At 40.6% G+C, this 14,956-nt stretch carries 14 protein-coding genes; 7 read left to right on the top strand and 7 right to left on the bottom strand.

The annotated features are described in order from the left end of the window. Position 1 precedes the first annotated feature (1 nt). The 6 genes from ID165_RS17275 to ID165_RS17250 all read right to left on the bottom strand — a co-directional run bounded on the left by ID165_RS17275 (position 2) and on the right by ID165_RS17250 (position 5,774). On the bottom strand, positions 2 to 490 hold the full coding sequence (locus ID165_RS17275) for a hypothetical protein (RefSeq protein WP_225586815.1): 489 nt from the start codon (positions 488 to 490) through the stop codon (positions 2 to 4). Positions 491 to 668: 178 nt separating this feature from the next. Next, the gene (locus ID165_RS17270; RefSeq protein ID WP_192346400.1) at positions 669 to 1,289 is read right to left on the bottom strand and encodes an ATP-binding cassette domain-containing protein; all 621 of its coding nucleotides are present in this window, start codon (positions 1,287 to 1,289) and stop codon (positions 669 to 671) included. A gap of 2 nt (positions 1,290 to 1,291) precedes the next feature. Further along, positions 1,292 to 2,071, bottom strand: a complete 780-nt coding sequence (gene lpxA, locus ID165_RS17265; RefSeq protein WP_192346398.1) for an acyl-ACP--UDP-N-acetylglucosamine O-acyltransferase — start codon at positions 2,069 to 2,071, stop codon at positions 1,292 to 1,294. Continuing rightward, positions 2,068 to 3,462, bottom strand: coding sequence for a bifunctional UDP-3-O-[3-hydroxymyristoyl] N-acetylglucosamine deacetylase/3-hydroxyacyl-ACP dehydratase (locus ID165_RS17260; protein ID WP_192346396.1), 1,395 nt, complete (start codon positions 3,460 to 3,462; stop codon positions 2,068 to 2,070). Before ID165_RS17260 ends, lpxA begins: the two co-directional genes overlap by 4 nt. A gap of 39 nt (positions 3,463 to 3,501) precedes the next feature. After that, complete coding sequence (gene lpxD / locus ID165_RS17255; protein ID WP_192346394.1) at positions 3,502 to 4,524, bottom strand: UDP-3-O-(3-hydroxymyristoyl)glucosamine N-acyltransferase; 1,023 nt, start codon at positions 4,522 to 4,524, stop codon at positions 3,502 to 3,504. A 17-nt stretch (positions 4,525 to 4,541) separates the two neighbouring features. Next, positions 4,542 to 5,774 (bottom strand): HD domain-containing protein, encoded by a 1,233-nt coding sequence (locus ID165_RS17250; RefSeq protein WP_192346392.1) that lies wholly within the window; start codon positions 5,772 to 5,774, stop codon positions 4,542 to 4,544. A gap of 59 nt (positions 5,775 to 5,833) precedes the next feature. Between ID165_RS17250 and ID165_RS17245 the strand changes: the two genes are divergently transcribed. Genes ID165_RS17245 through ID165_RS17235 form a run of 3 tightly spaced genes read left to right on the top strand, consistent with a single transcriptional unit; the run spans position 5,834 to position 9,031 of the window. Next, the gene (locus tag ID165_RS17245) at positions 5,834 to 7,390 is read left to right on the top strand and encodes a bifunctional response regulator/alkaline phosphatase family protein (RefSeq protein WP_192346390.1); all 1,557 of its coding nucleotides are present in this window, start codon (positions 5,834 to 5,836) and stop codon (positions 7,388 to 7,390) included. A gap of 8 nt (positions 7,391 to 7,398) precedes the next feature. Then, a complete protein-coding gene (tsaE, locus tag ID165_RS17240; protein ID WP_192346388.1) occupies positions 7,399 to 7,830 on the top strand; it encodes a tRNA (adenosine(37)-N6)-threonylcarbamoyltransferase complex ATPase subunit type 1 TsaE in 432 nt (143 codons plus the stop codon). Continuing rightward, a complete protein-coding gene (locus tag ID165_RS17235; RefSeq protein ID WP_192346386.1) occupies positions 7,820 to 9,031 on the top strand; it encodes an alanine dehydrogenase in 1,212 nt (403 codons plus the stop codon). The genes tsaE and ID165_RS17235 overlap by 11 nt, the downstream gene beginning before the upstream one ends. A 5-nt stretch (positions 9,032 to 9,036) precedes the next feature. Here ID165_RS17235 and ID165_RS17230 read toward each other — a convergent pair whose 3' ends face one another. After that, positions 9,037 to 9,510 carry a response regulator gene (locus ID165_RS17230; RefSeq protein WP_192346383.1) on the bottom strand — a complete coding sequence of 158 codons (474 nt, stop codon included), beginning with the start codon at positions 9,508 to 9,510 and terminating at the stop codon, positions 9,037 to 9,039. Positions 9,511 to 9,879: 369 nt separating this feature from the next. On the opposite strand from ID165_RS17230, the gene ID165_RS17225 reads away from it, so the two are divergent. From ID165_RS17225 to ID165_RS17210, 4 genes are read left to right on the top strand one after another with little or no spacing between them, the layout of a single operon-like run. Continuing rightward, entirely contained in the window at positions 9,880 to 10,983 is a 1,104-nt protein-coding gene (locus ID165_RS17225) for a ThiF family adenylyltransferase (RefSeq protein ID WP_192346381.1), read from the top strand. Continuing rightward, a complete protein-coding gene (locus ID165_RS17220; RefSeq protein ID WP_192346379.1) occupies positions 10,973 to 11,680 on the top strand; it encodes a hypothetical protein in 708 nt (235 codons plus the stop codon). Before ID165_RS17225 ends, ID165_RS17220 begins: the two co-directional genes overlap by 11 nt. Next, positions 11,677 to 13,827, top strand: coding sequence for a 7TM diverse intracellular signaling domain-containing protein (locus tag ID165_RS17215; protein WP_192346377.1), 2,151 nt, complete (start codon positions 11,677 to 11,679; stop codon positions 13,825 to 13,827). Before ID165_RS17220 ends, ID165_RS17215 begins: the two co-directional genes overlap by 4 nt. Further along, positions 13,820 to 14,905, top strand: coding sequence for a hybrid sensor histidine kinase/response regulator (locus ID165_RS17210; RefSeq protein ID WP_192346375.1), 1,086 nt, complete (start codon positions 13,820 to 13,822; stop codon positions 14,903 to 14,905). Before ID165_RS17215 ends, ID165_RS17210 begins: the two co-directional genes overlap by 8 nt. Positions 14,906 to 14,956 lie beyond the last annotated feature (51 nt).

Genomic DNA, 14,956 nt, shown 5'->3' with positions numbered 1-14,956 from the left:
TCTACTGCTTGATCAAATTAAATGTATAGCTTCCTGCCACCACCAGCACACCATTAACTCTGGCTTCGGGAGCAGGAATAGTAAAGTTAAGCGTCAGATTATCATTGTTTTGAGTAAAGGAGATTTCTCTTCCTGCTGCAGGTTGGGAGCCGGAGAGCATAAACTTGTCAAAGTTGCTGCCTGCAAAAGTCCAAGTACCTGAGGAATCAAAAAGATTGTTGTTGCTATTGGAAGTATATGTTTTGGCAGTTCCTGATTTTAACGCTAGTTCGAACCCAGCGTATAAATCTGTTACCGGATTCCCGTCCCGGACGACCGAACCGCCTCCATTGATTCCCCATACTTGAGTTCCTGAGCCGGTCAATGCTTCTATTGCGATCTCTTCGGCAGTTTTCACCGGTGGGTCAGGATCTGGATCATTCCCGCCACAGCCTTGAATAGCAATCACCGCAAAAGCGAGTAGTAATATTCTGGTAAAAGGAGATTTCATGTGTTTATAATTTGTTTTTCAACGGTCATAACCCGTCCCGTGACGAAGGATACGGGATGGAATTTCGTAGGGTTTACAATCATCCCAGTGTGTGCCGTTTTCGACATGCTGGATTTCATATGCTTTAGAATTAATACCTGCAAAATTAAAGATATGAATTTAACTTTAAAGCTGCTCTTTACTTGTAGTCTTCTAAGTATATTTTTTGTTCACAAAACTCGTATTCTCTTGGCTCATTTGAGCAAATCACTAAGATTCTATTCTTGCCGTATAGAGTTATCAGTTCCTGATACCATGTTATCCCTTTGTTGTCAAGATTGGAAGTAGGCTCATCGAGAAATATAAGAGGGACATCCGAAAAAAGTGCCAAGCCTAGTTTCAGGCGCTGCTTCATGCCTGAAGAAAATTGCCCGACGGGCTTTGAGCTATGCTGTGTGAGATATAATTGTTCGATGATTTCCTTAGAAGAAATTCCATCAAGAGGTTTTTTAAACTTGAAATGGAAATTGAGTAGTTCCTCTAGACTGAATTCTTCAGGTACCTCCATATAGGGAGCAGAAATCGTCAAATACGAAAACCAATCAGTTTCCGGGATCGATTTTTCATCCATCTGATAATCTATTTTTCCTGAGGTGATCGGTATAGCTCCGCTCAGACATTTCAGTAAAGTGGATTTTCCGGATCCGTTACTTCCTGTTATAGCCAAGGAATTGCCCTGAGATAATTCAAGACTTAGATTTTTAAAAATCCATTCGTATTGGAAGCGTTTGGAAGCTTCTTCTAAGTGGATTTTCAGCATGGTTAATTGATGTATCCTTTCATCACACCGCGTTCGGATGAGCGAATGAAATTCAAGATTTCATCCCTTTCTTTGGTGGCAGGCAGATTTACTTCGATTTCTTCCAGTGCCCGGCTATTGTTCATGCTGTTAAGGAAAAGGTAGCGATAGACTTCCTGAATGTGGGAAATTGATTCACTTGAAAAGCCCCTTCTTCGGAGTCCCAAAGAATTAACTCCAGCATACGAAAGTGGCTCACGGGCAGCTTTGGTAAATGGAGGAACGTCTTTCCTTACCAAGGATCCGCCGGAGACCATAGCGTGCATGCCTATTTTCACAAACTGATGAACAGCGCTGGATCCACCTACAATAGCCCAGTCATCGATAGAGACATGACCGGCAATTTGGACAGAATTAGCAATAATAACATGACTTCCTATTACACAATCATGCGCTATATGTACATAAGCCATCAACAGACAGTGGCTTCCGATGACGGTAGTTTGCTTTTCCACAGTGCCTCTGGAGATAGTGACACACTCTCTGATAGTAGTGTTGTCACCGATCATGACAGTAGAGTCTTCCCCTTGGAATTTTAGATCTTGAGGGATTCCTGCGATCACGGCACCTGGGAATATCTTGCAGTTTTTCCCAATACTGGCACCTGAAAAAATAGTCACGTTCGGGCCGATCCAGGTATTGTCACCTATAGTGACATTTTCACCGATCATGGTGAATGGATCAATGTGAACGTTTTTTCCAATTGTTGCTTTTGGGTCAATATGGGCTAAAGGACTGATCATGATTCTTTTCGGGTTATGCTTGCTGTCATTACGGCCTCACATACTAGCGTATTACCTACATAAGCTTCACCACGCATTTTTGCTATACCTCTTCTTATCGGGGCCAAAAGTTCACATTTAAAAATGAGAGTATCACCGGGAAGAACCATTTTTCTAAACTTACAGTTTTCAATTCCCAGAAAATATGTCCAGTAATTCTCCGGATCATCTACTGTACTCAATACCAATATGCCACCTGTTTGGGCCATAGCTTCAACCTGCAATACACCTGGCATCACTGGATTGGCAGGGAAATGCCCCATAAAAAATGGTTCATTGATCGTTACATTTTTTACTCCTGCTACTACAGTATTATCAAGATAGATGATTTTGTCAAGTAACTGGAACGGATACCTATGCGGCAATATATTGCTGATCTGATTGATATCCATTACCGGGGGAAGTTTGGGGTCGTAATATGGAATGTGCGAATTAGCAGACTTTTCCATAGCACGTTTTATTTTTTTTGCGAAAGCTACATTAGCGGCATGACCGGGCCTTGCTGCCATAATCTGGGCTTTCAGAGGACGGCCTACCAAGGCTAAGTCTCCGACAACATCCAACAACTTGTGCCTAGCTGGCTCATTGCGGTAGCGTAAGTCCACATTGTTTAAAATGCCTTCTTTTTTCACCTCGACCTTTGGCTTATTAAACATCTTGGCCAGATGAACCAATTCTTTTTCCTCTACTATTCTATCCACCACTACGATGGCGTTGTTCAGGTCTCCGCCTTTGATAAGGTTAGAATTGTAGAGCATTTCCAGCTCATGCAAAAAGCAAAAAGTACGGCAAGAAGCAATTTCCGATTTGAATTGGCCGATGTCAGTAATAGATGCATGCTGACTGCCTAATACGGGAGAATTGTAATCGACCATCACCGTCACACGGTAGTTGTCGGTAGGCAAAGCTACCATTTCTACCTCACGGGCAGAATCTTTATATTGAATGCTTTCTTGAACTTCATAGAATCTTCGAAGCGCATTTTGTTCTTCGAGACCTGCGTCTTCCAATACTTCTATAAACTGAATTGATGACCCATCCATAATAGGAGGCTCAGGTCCGTCCAGCTGAATGAGTACATTGTCGATTTCCAAACCTACCAAAGCAGCCAAGACATGCTCTACTGTATAGACCCTGGCTCCATTTTGCTCCAAGGTGGTTCCTCTGGATACATCTACCACCAAGTCGCAATCTGCATCTATAGTTGGTCTGCCTTCCAGGTCAATTCGCTGAAACTTATATCCGTGATTTGGGGGAGCGGGTAGAAATGTCATGTTTGAAATGACCCCGGTGTGTAGTCCCACTCCGGATAATTCCACCTGCTTTTTAATGGTGTGTTGTTTTACTTTCATCTGATTTTTGAACCGTTCAGCATGCTAAAGGCTGCAAATTTACTGCTTTTTTTCTAGTTCTTTTATGCGGTCTACTATCCCTTCGAGGTTTTTGAAGATGGAGTATGATTTCAGGAAGTTTTTCATGTCCATGCCGATGTATCCAAATAAAGTCGTTCCTGGCTTAGAGATAGATTTGCTTACTCCTGTATTTGCTCCGATTGTGGTATTGTCTGCGATTTTTATATGGCCTACAATGCCTGCTTTTCCAGCTATTACGCAGTTTTTTCCAATCACTGTAGAGCCTGAGATCCCCGTTTGGGAGGCTATTACTGTATTTTCGCCTATGACCACATTGTGAGCGATTTGGACCAGATTGTCTATTTTTGCCCCTCTTTTGATTATTGTTGAGCCCATGGTGGCACAATCAATCGTGCTATTTGCGCCCACGCTCACATTGTCTTCCAGTACCACGTTTCCGATTTGAGGTATAGCTTTGTATGAGCCATCTCCCTGGGGGGCAAATCCAAACCCATCAGAACCGATAACGGCTCCCGGATGAATTTCGCAATTGCTACCTATGATGCTGTCAGCACATATTTTGGCACCGGCATGAATTATCGTATTATCTCCTACCTGCACACGGTCTCCGATGTGCACATGACTATATAGCTTAACTGACTCTCCGATTCTGCAATTTTTTCCGATGTAAGAGAATGCGCCTCTAAAGGCCTGTTCCCCTATCTGGGAGCTAGGGTCAATGAAACTAGGCTCTTCGACTCCTACTGCGCTGTTTTTCATTAGCATAGCATAAGCCTCAAGCAATTTTGTGAAACCGGTATAAGCATCATCTACCCTGATTAAATTGGTTTTCAGGGTTTTGGTGGGGATAAAGTGGTGGGAGACAATTACTGCCGTAGCTTCTGTGTCATAGATGAAAGGAGTGTATTTTTCATTTGCCAAAAAACTTATACCTCCTTGGCTGCCATCTTGGATTTTGTCCAGCCGGGATACTTTTTGGCTTTCATCGCCTTCTACTTTTCCCTGTAGGATTGCAGCGATTTGTCCGAGGGTAAATTCCATAAACAATATAAACGGAGTTAATAATTTAAATTTAGGCTTTTGGCCTTACATACGTAATGCTTCTCCACGATTTTACTCATGACCTTTATGTTTGGCAGATCAGCTGCCTGAGCTACATCAATTACCTTTCCCTTTTTTGTCAAAATATTAATCCTGTCCTTAGCGAGGTAGCCATAGTTGCTCACTGCTCCATGGGAAAAGAAATAATCAAGATCTTCTGTAGGGATCTTAAGTTTTATAATGGTCTTCTCTTTTAACAGCGTGATTTCTTCAGCAGAAAAAGGTTCATTTGTTAAATTGATCTTATAAAGATTGCGGGTCAAAAACATCTGGGAAATATTCCTTAACACATAGTCTGGGTGATTTTTCCACAGTTTTACTGCTCCCCAAATGTCCAAATCGTCCATTTCAAGAAACAATCGTAAAAAGGCTGGATTAGTTCGGAAGTCCGCCAAAGATAAATTTTGGGTTAGAAAGAAATCGAATTCATCTGTGATCGTAAATCGAGTGCCCGACTGCCGTAGAAATCTCGCTCGCTGGATAAGCTTGATGAGCATTTTCTCAGCACTGACGGTAGTTTTGTGCAGGTATACCTGCCAATACATTAATCTGCGCGCACTCAGGAAATTCTCAATGGAGTAAATCCCCTTTTCTTCAATGACCACTTGATCATTTTTCACGTCCATCATCTTGATAATACGGTCTGCTCCGATAGTTCCTTCGGATACACCTGTAAAGAAACAATCGCGCTGTAGATAGTCTAGCCGGTCAATATCTAATTGACTGGATACTAGCTGATTGAAGAATTTTCGCTCATATTGATTCTTAAATATTCTTAAAGTAAGGCCTAATTTGCCACCAAACTCCTGATTCAGGAGTTCTATAGTCAGAAGAGAAAGTTCTTCATGGGGGATGCCTTTCAGCAAGCTATATTCTAAGGCATGTGAAAAAGGTCCGTGCCCGATGTCATGCAAAAGGATTGCAATTAGCGCAGCTTCATATTCCTCATCTGTGATCTCAGTGCCTTTTATTCGTAGATTGTCAAGTGTAATGCTCATCAAGTGCATTGCCCCTATGGCATGATGAAATCGGGTATGGAGAGCTCCGGGGTAGACAAAATCAGTCAGCCCCAGTTGCTTTATTCTTCGCAATCGTTGAAAATAAGGATGGTCGATAATCGTAAAAATCAACTCGCTTGGGATTGTGATAAATCCGTAAACAGGGTCGTTTAGTATCTTTTGGCTTTTCAAGGAGGCCTTTTTTGTTTGACTCAAAAGTAATTATAATTTTAAAAGAAACTGAATCTAAGATGTCTCAAAAATTCAATATACTCTGGGCAGACGATGAAATCGACCTGCTTAAACCTCATATTCTTTTTCTCGAGAAGAAAGGCTATGCTATAACCACGGTCAATTCTGGCGTGGACGCTATCGAAGAAGTTGAGCAAAAAAACTTTGACGTAATCTTTCTGGACGAAATGATGCCAGGAATGACAGGTCTCGAAACATTGCAGCAGATCAAGCAGATCAAGCCGCAAGTACCGGTAGTGATGATCACCAAAAGTGAGGAAGAGCATATTATGGACGATGCTATTGGTGGCAAGATTGCTGATTATTTGATCAAGCCGATCAACCCCAATCAGATTTTGCTTTCAGTAAAGAAACTCCTTCAAAACAAGCAATTGATCGATGAGCGAACTACTCAGAGTTACCAGCAGGACTTTATGAACATCAGTATGGCTTTCGGTGACGCTGAAGATCATCAGGATTGGGCCGATATTTATCGGAAGTTGACTTATTGGGAAATGCAGATCGATGATACTGAAAACAAAAACATGCTTCCCGTATTGGAGTCCCAGAAAATTGAAGCCAATGCCAATTTTTCCCGATTCATAAAAGACAACTACCTGGACTGGATGGAGGAAAAGAACCAGACAAAACCTCTACTTTCCCATCATGTGATGAAAAAGAAGGTTTTTCCACAACTCAAAGAGAAGAAGCCTCTTTTCTTCATAGTAATTGATAATTTCAGACTGGATCAATGGGAAGATATAGAGTCAATAATTGCTCCCTATTTTAATCTCAAGGATAAGGATACGTATTATAGCATCTTGCCTACTACCACAGCCTTCGCTAGAAATGCGCTTTTTAGCGGAATGATGCCTATGGATATGGCGAGATTCTATCCCCACTTCTGGGAGGATGAAGATTCAGATGAGGGGAAAAATAATTTTGAGGAAGAATGGCTTAAGATAAACTTGGAGAAAAACCGGCTATCTATCAAATCCAGTTATAACAAAATAATCCAAGCCCATCAGGGAAAAGCCGTTTTGGAGCAGTTCCATACTTTTCTTCAAAATGACCTGAATGTTTTGGTCTATAATTTTGTGGATATGGTTTCCCATGCAAGGACCGATATGAAAATGATTAGGGAATTGGCTCCAAATGAATCCGCCTACAGATCGCTGACCACCAGTTGGTTTGAGCATTCTTCCTTGTTTGAGTTACTCAAGAAAATCCATGACGCAGGAGCCGAAGTGATTATTACTACGGATCACGGCACTAAGCGGGTGAATAAGCCCTATAGAATCATCGGAGATAAAAATGTGACTACCAATCTAAGGTATAAGCAAGGGAAGAACCTGAATTTTGAGCAGGGTAAGGTGTTTGAAATCAAAAAACCTGAAGACGCAAAACTTCCAAGGCTAAATGTTTCTTCTACGTATGTTTTTGCAGTGGAGGACTATTTCTTTGCATACCCCAATAATTACAATTATTATGTGAACTTCTATAAGGACACTTTTCAGCACGGAGGTGTATCTTTGGAAGAAATGATCATTCCGATCGTTCATTTGTCACCAAAATAATTACGCAGTTGACCCAGTTCACATACGAGCTAGATGAAATTGAAAAGGCCGCAAACGCTTTAATAGAAGCTGCTGCTGACGAAAAGGTATGGGTGTTTCAAGGCGAAATGGGGGCGGGTAAAACCACTCTGATTAGGGCTTTGTCCAAAGCTTTTGCAATGACTGATCAAGTAAGCAGCCCCACTTTTGGGATCGTAAATCATTATGAAAATCTAGGTGGTGTAACTTTTTACCACTTTGATTTCTATCGAATGGATGATCCTACAGAAGCTTTGGATATCGGAATAGAAGAGTATTTTTATAGCGGAAATTATTGTTGGCTTGAATGGGCAGAGAAAATTGCCTCCTTTTTGCCGGAGAAGTTTTTCCTAATTCGGATCAGCAATGATTCCGAAACAAAACGAACCTTGAACCTACAACATATCCAAGATGCCAGCTGAAATTGATCAACTAACTGCTGTGGGGCTTATCCCACAAGAATCACCGGCTAGGGTTAGAAAGAAAGGCCAATCTTTGGTAATTGGCTTGCCTAAGGAAGCTTCTGCCCAAGAGAAGAGAGTAGTTATCACCCCCGAGTCCGTTGGTTTGCTTTCAAATAACGGCATTAGTGTAGTGGTGGAAGCAGGAGCCGGATTACAGTCTAAATTTTCAGACCAGGATTTTTCGGATGCGGGTGCAAAAGTCACAGATTCCAAGAAAGAGGTCTTTGAGTCAGAGGTAGTATTAAAAATTGACCCACCTACAGAGGAGGAGCTAAGTTATATGAGTACCGGAAGCTGTTTGATATCAGCATTACAGCTCGAACGACAAAGCCAGGAGTTTATCCAGACGCTGAACCTGAAGAAAATCACCTCGGTAGCATTTGAATACTTGGAAGATAAGGTGGGGGGAATGCCTGTAGTAAGGGCGATGTCCGAGATAGCCGGCAGTACGGTGATGCTTATTGCCGCTGAATACCTTTCCAGTGAAAATAATGGTAAGGGATTGATCATGGGAGGAGTCACGGGGGTACCGCCGACCCAGGTGGTGATTATAGGTGCAGGAACAGTGGCGGAATATGCAGCCAGAACTGCATTGGGATTAGGAGCCAACATTAAAGTTTTTGACAATCATATTTACAAATTGAGAAGACTTAAGCAGCTCCTAGGCCAGCAGATATACACTTCCACAATTGATAATTTCAGCTTGAACCAAGCACTTTCTGAAGCAGATGTGGTGATCGGGGCACTGCGTGCGGAAAAGGGAAGGAACAAAATTGTAGTGTCTGAGGAAATGGTGGCCAATATGATGCATGGGAGTATCATTATTGATGTAGCCATTGATCAAGGGGGGTGTATCGAGACAGGAAGAATGACATCACATGATGAACCGGTGTATCAGGTTCATGATATTACACATTATTGCGTGCCGAATATTGCTTCTCGCGTTGCCAGAACAGCTTCTTATTCCTTAAGCAATATTTTTACCCCTATTATTCTTCAAATGGCCGACTTGGGAGGTGCTGAAGAAATGATATTCAATTATAAATGGTTTTTGAGGGGGGTTTATACCTATCGGGGAAGCCTGACAAATGCCTATTTGGGAAGGAAATTTGGCATCAGTCACAAGGAACTACAGCTATTGCTTGCTGCTAGATATTGATAGGATTAGGAAAGTAGGTTTTGACGAAGTAGAAATTCCAGCTGATCATTGGATTTGATCAGTGCTTTGGTGAGCTTTTCGTTTTCCCTACGAAGTTGTAGGATCTCGTAAGCATTTTTGATGACGGTTCGTAGATAGTCTTCCTCCCAGGGTTTTGTTAGGTAGTGATAGACCTGGCCCTTATTTATTGCGTCAATGACAGCTTGGATATCCGTATATCCTGTAAGTAAAATTCTTATTGGGTTGGGATGGGTTGGAATTATGGATTCCAGAAATTCCACCCCGGATTCCTCAGGCATTCTTTGGTCAGTAACGATGATATCAACCTCTTCTTTTTCAAGGATAGCACGGCCCTCTTTGGCTGAGATTGCCAGGAAAATTTTATAATCTCTCCTGAAAGTTGCCTTAAATGCCTGAAGATTGTTCTCCTCATCATCTACGTAAAGGATTTTGATTTTTTCTTGAGGCTTGTCTTCCATGATGTAAAAGTCTAAAAAAAAACTTCAATTTTATACGATTTTTCGTTCATTTTCAAAATAGTCTTTTTTTCCTACAGTTGCATTAAGTCAAATAAAATTCTTGACAAAACCAATGAAAAGGATTCGATCCATTAATTTTGGGAAATTTGAAAATCCCCCTACAAGTTTCACCGCTCCCATGAGCATTTGACTTAGGGGAAATTTGTTGTAGTAAACCACTGAAATTCAGAGTAAAAAAAAGAAGGGTGGCTTAGTCGGTTGTTTGGTAGAAGGAAATAAAAGAAAAATATTCATTTATCATTAACTGATTTATTGCACTTTAGTGAATTATTATTCCTCCCATATCAAACCCCTACAAGTAAAATTTCGATGTCAAAACTAATGGGTACTTCAAAGAAAGAAGTGTATAAGCCGTTGATATTAAACACTTCAGATGAAGAGTTAAATAATGTCATACAAGAGCTGAAAGGAGACACTGCTTTACTTATTCATGATGAGATCAAGTCTCAGGTGGCTGATTTGATCAAACTCAGAAACCCGCAGAAAAAATACACACGGATTGAATTAGATGAGGCAGTTGAGGATTTCTTTGGCAATCAAGCTATTTCAGATATTGGGAATTGGGTGTATTATCCATGGCGCCATTGTCTCGTTCATTTACTTCCTGAGAAGGAGTTTGTTACTGTACGAACTGTTAGAAATAAATATGTCATCACGGAAGAGGAGCAAAAGGAATTGGCGGACAAGAAAATCGGGATAATAGGACTCTCGGTGGGACAGAGTGTGGCCTTAACTTTAGCGTTGGAAAGAGGGTGCGGGGAACTTCGGTTGGCTGATTTTGATGAGCTGGAACTTAGTAATCTAAACAGAGTTCGGACAGGGGTTCATAATTTGGGAATCAAGAAATCAGTAATTGCTGCCCGTGAAATCGCAGAGATAGATCCTTATCTGAATGTGGTGCTATATAATGAAGGTGTTCAGGATTATAATATTCATGATTTTTTTACTCAGGGAGGTGAACTGGATTTATTAATAGAGGAGTGTGACAGTTTGGATGTGAAAATCAAGAGCAGAATCAAAGCAAAAGAGCTTGGGATTCCGGTGTTGATGGACACCAGCGACAGAGGAATGATTGACGTAGAAAGATTTGATTTAGAGCCGGAGCGGCCGATACTTCATGGACTTCTTCGGCAGTTTGGAGAGGAATCGGGTCTTGTGTCTAAAATCCCCAATCAATACGCTGAGATTTTAATGGCTCTTTTGGATTTTAATCAACTGTCTACAGGAGCTCAGCAAAGTATTCATGAAATAGGGAAGACGATAACTTCTTGGCCACAGCTGGCTTCTTCCGTAATATTGGGAGGAGGGGCATGCGGGTATTTCTCCAGAATGATTCTTTTGGGGCAAGAAATCCGCTCCGATAGATATTATGTAGACTTAGAAAAGATCGCAAATTTTAGTCATGGAAGTTAGGGTAAGGGTAATAAGGGTCACGGAAGATATTGCGGCTACAGAGAAATATATAGCGGGGCATTTAAAGGTACTTGAATCCTATGGAGTTACTAAAGTAACCTCAGCGGATAGATCATGGGTAGATAATCCAAACACTTATTTGATTCTGTTTGAATCTATGGATGATTTTAGGGTTTTAGGGGGAGGCCGTGTTCAGTTAAGAAGTAAGGGATATCCTCTGCCCCTAGAAGATGCGATTTCGGAAGTGGATCCCGGCATCATAGAGTATATGAATCAATTTGGAGAATTGGAGGTGGCTGAGTATTGTGGTTTATGGAATAGTAGGGAGGTTGCAGGATACGGCATTGGAAGTATATATTTGGTAAAGGTTGGGGTAGCTATTGCATCTCAATTCAAACTTAAGAAGCTGTTGGCTCTATGCTCTCCTGCGACAGTACGAATATCAAAAAAAGTTGGCTATGAAGTGATAGAGACATTGGGAGATAATGGTACTTTTTATTACCCTAAAGAAGGGTTGATTGCTACTGTACTAGCCATTGAAGATGTTGATAATTTGCCCACTGCAGAAGAATCTGAGCGAGAGTTTATTTTTCAGCTTAGAAACAATGTGGTCCATCAAAAACTGGAAACAGGTCCAAAGGGAGAAATGATGGTGAGATTTGATTTAATAGTTAATAAGAATTCGGAGAACCAATGAGAATTAAGAAGTTAAATGTAATTGGTTTTCTTGTTGTTTTGATGATATTTTTTGGTATCTTCTTACCGCTATCTAGATATTTAGATATATTCGGCGACAATAATGTTTACCAGATTGATCGCTATTTTATTTTTGAAAGCGAAATTAATGAGAATTATGGATGGGGGGACGGGTTCCAAGAAATCGATGGGGAAAATACTGACATTATTGATCTTGGTGTACAGCATGACACAGTTTATATTGGATTGGATTTGAGTTCTGATCTAATGAGTCTGCCTGGTCAGTATTACCTTGAGATCAATAATCCTTCGTTTAGAAGTATAGAATTATACCGGGTCAATTTAGAAGGACTATTGGTTTTCTGCGACGTGGAGGGGATTGGTTTTTTGGACTCTAATGACTTTGGCAATCCGAACCCTACTTTTAAAATTACTAATTCAGAGCGTTGGCTACCCTATGTGATATTAAAGATAAATTCCTCAGAACCTATCCGTTTTACGGCGTTACTTTCTTCGGAAAGTGGTTTTGATTCAAGTTTTAATAAAAGGACTGTTTTTATAAATATATACATAGGTATAATGCTGGCCTTGTTTTTTTATAACCTATTCCTTTATTTTTCGGTCTTAGATGTTTTGTATTTGTTCTACAGCATGTATGTGCTGTTTATTGCATTAGCCCAGCTTTCACTTTCCGGACATTCTTATTGGTATTTTCTCTATCAGAACCCACTTCTTTACGAGATTAGTATTATAGGATTTACTTCAATAGCAAGTGTGTTTGCTATTCCCTTTGTCCGTAATTTTTTAAGCACAAAAGAGAGATTGCCTTTTTTTGACTTAATATTGAAGGCTATATGGGTTTCTTACATAGTTACCTTTCTATTAAGATTGTTTGGGATTGTTAGTTTGAGTTATCAGATCACTGATATTAATGGGTTTTTGGTGGTGATTACGTTTTTTTCGATTGCAATATTATTGGTTCGTAGAAAAATCCGTTCAGCCTCATATTTTCTGATTGCATGGAGTTTCTTTTTACTCGGCATAATTTTCTATATCCTGCAGACTCAAGGATACTTTAATCTAGGCTTTTATGCTAATCTACCGATGCTGATAGGAACAGCTTTGGAAGCTATTTTACTTTCTTTAGCCCTGGCGGATAAGATCAATATCCTAAAGAAAGAAAAGGAGATAGAACAGGCTGAGCGTCTAAAAGCCCTGGCTGAAAACGAGCAGCTGGTATTGGAACAAAATGCCATGCTGGAGCAAAAGGTAAGGATTCGGACGGATGAACTGGAAATGGCACTACGGAATCTCCAGAACACCCAGAGCCAGCTTGTAAATCAAGAAAAAATGGCTTCCCTCGGTCAGCTGACAGCTGGTATCGCCCATGAGATTAATAACCCGATCAACTTTGTGAGTTCCAATGTGATGCCATTGAAACGGGATATTAAGGATATTATGGAGGTGATAGCGTTTTATAGAGCCGCAGGTGAGAAAGAGTTTTCAGACGATTCGCGCAAGCAAGCAAAACAATTGGAAGAAGACTTAGAGCTTGACTACGTATTGGAAGAAGTGGAGCAACTGCTGAAAGGAATGGACGATGGAGCTAAGAGAACTGTTGAAATTGTAAAGGGACTCAGGTTGTTTTCTCGCGTCGATGAGCAAGACATGAAGAAAGTTGATCTTCATGACGGCTTAAACAGTACACTCATCTTACTGAATAGCACGATGTCTACCAAAATCAGGGTAGTAAGGGATTTTGAGGAGTTACCATTGGTGGAGTGTCTGGCCGGTAAGATCAATCAGGTATTTATGAACATTATAAATAATGCAGTTCATGCGTTGGCTGATCACATTGATTCTGTTGTTGATCCCAAGATTGAGCTGCGGACGAGAGCGTTGAAAGATTTGGTTACAGTTGAGATTATGGACAATGGGCCAGGCATGCCTGAGCATGTGAAGCAAAGAATTTTTGAGCCTTTTTTCACTACGAAGGCTGTAGGAAAAGGAACAGGTTTGGGGCTTTCAATAGTTTATTCTATTATTGAAAGCCACAAAGGAACGCTGGAAGTAATCTCTGAAGAGGGGCAGGGCACTACATTCAAGATAACCCTTCCTATTTATCAAAGCACTCAACGCTATGAATGATAAAATTCACGTACTCTATATTGATGACGAAGACAATAATCTAAAGTCTTTCAGGGCTACTTTAAGAAGGGACTTTAAGATTTTCACAGCTATAGACGCTGATGAAGGATTGAGAATCGCCAGAGAGGAAGAAGTACACGTGGTGATCGCTGACCAGAGGATGCCAGGAATGACAGGTACGGAGTTTTTTGAAGAGTTGGTTAAGTTTAATCCTGATCCGATCCGTATTTTGCTTACAGGCTATTCGGATATAGCATCTGTAATAGATGCTATTAACAAAGGGGAGGTATATAGGTTTATAGATAAGCCATGGAACATTGAGCAGATTAGAAACTCTATAAAAAATGCTGCAGACATATACTTTATGCGACGTGAGCTAAAGGATAAAAATTTGAAACTCAAAAAACTTCATTCTGAGATGAATCAATTTGTTTACAGTTTGTCCCATGAATTGAGAGGGCCTCTGATGAGTATTTCAGGGGTGTCTAAGTTGGCCAAAATGGAACTCAAAGATCCCGAGGCTGCGGAGTATTTTGATATGATAGACAGTGCGACGGTTAAGTTGGATGATTTTATCTACAAAATGCTGGACTTTTACAGATCAACCAAAATTGACAATAAAATTTCTGAAATCAGTTTCAAGGATGTAGTCGATCAACAGTTGAATGCCTACAAGGCCAAGTTCAATATCGATCATATTAAAGTGGATATTAAAATCAATCAAGAGTATGTGTTTTATTCAGATGATGCGAAAATCCGGGTAATCCTAAATAATCTCTTCAGCAATTCAGTCCAATTTCAGAAAGCGGATGAAAGCAACAAAAAAATTAATCTTTCTATCACCGTTACAGAGTCTGAGGCTACTATTGTCTTGGAAGATAATGGTATAGGCATTGAAGATAAGCATCACCCGGAGGTCTTCAACTTGTTTTCCCGAGCAACACAAAAGAATGTTGGAACAGGCTTAGGTCTTTATATGGTGAAAGAAGCGGTAGAGCAAATGGGCGGCAAAATAAATTTGAAATCTGTGTTCGGGGAAAGTACTATTTTCGAAGTAATTCTACCAAGCATGAAATAATGAGCGGTTTGTGGGCATTTTCGCTCTAAACTGTATCTTTGCACGAGTTTT

The organism is Algoriphagus sp. Y33 (genome assembly GCF_014838715.1).
Classification (GTDB): Bacteria; Bacteroidota; Bacteroidia; order Cytophagales; family Cyclobacteriaceae; genus Algoriphagus.
The sequence above is the reverse complement of the archived record's forward strand: the minus strand, read 5'-3'. Positions and strand labels throughout refer to the sequence as shown.

Coding starts and splice junctions, on each gene's coding strand:
- ID165_RS17275 (WP_225586815.1), bottom strand. CDS start 490: ATGAAATCTCCTTTTACCAGAATATTACTACTCGCTTTTGCGGTGATT.
- ID165_RS17210 (WP_192346375.1), top strand. CDS start 13,820: ATGAATGATAAAATTCACGTACTCTATATTGATGACGAAGACAATAAT.
- ID165_RS17245 (WP_192346390.1), top strand. CDS start 5,834: ATGTCTCAAAAATTCAATATACTCTGGGCAGACGATGAAATCGACCTG.
- ID165_RS17230 (WP_192346383.1), bottom strand. CDS start 9,510: ATGGAAGACAAGCCTCAAGAAAAAATCAAAATCCTTTACGTAGATGAT.
- ID165_RS17270 (WP_192346400.1), bottom strand. CDS start 1,289: ATGCTGAAAATCCACTTAGAAGAAGCTTCCAAACGCTTCCAATACGAA.
- ID165_RS17235 (WP_192346386.1), top strand. CDS start 7,820: ATGCCAGCTGAAATTGATCAACTAACTGCTGTGGGGCTTATCCCACAA.
- ID165_RS17215 (WP_192346377.1), top strand. CDS start 11,677: ATGAGAATTAAGAAGTTAAATGTAATTGGTTTTCTTGTTGTTTTGATG.
- lpxD (WP_192346394.1), bottom strand. CDS start 4,524: ATGGAATTTACCCTCGGACAAATCGCTGCAATCCTACAGGGAAAAGTA.
- ID165_RS17260 (WP_192346396.1), bottom strand. CDS start 3,462: ATGAAAGTAAAACAACACACCATTAAAAAGCAGGTGGAATTATCCGGA.
- ID165_RS17225 (WP_192346381.1), top strand. CDS start 9,880: ATGTCAAAACTAATGGGTACTTCAAAGAAAGAAGTGTATAAGCCGTTG.
- lpxA (WP_192346398.1), bottom strand. CDS start 2,071: ATGATCAGTCCTTTAGCCCATATTGACCCAAAAGCAACAATTGGAAAA.
- ID165_RS17220 (WP_192346379.1), top strand. CDS start 10,973: ATGGAAGTTAGGGTAAGGGTAATAAGGGTCACGGAAGATATTGCGGCT.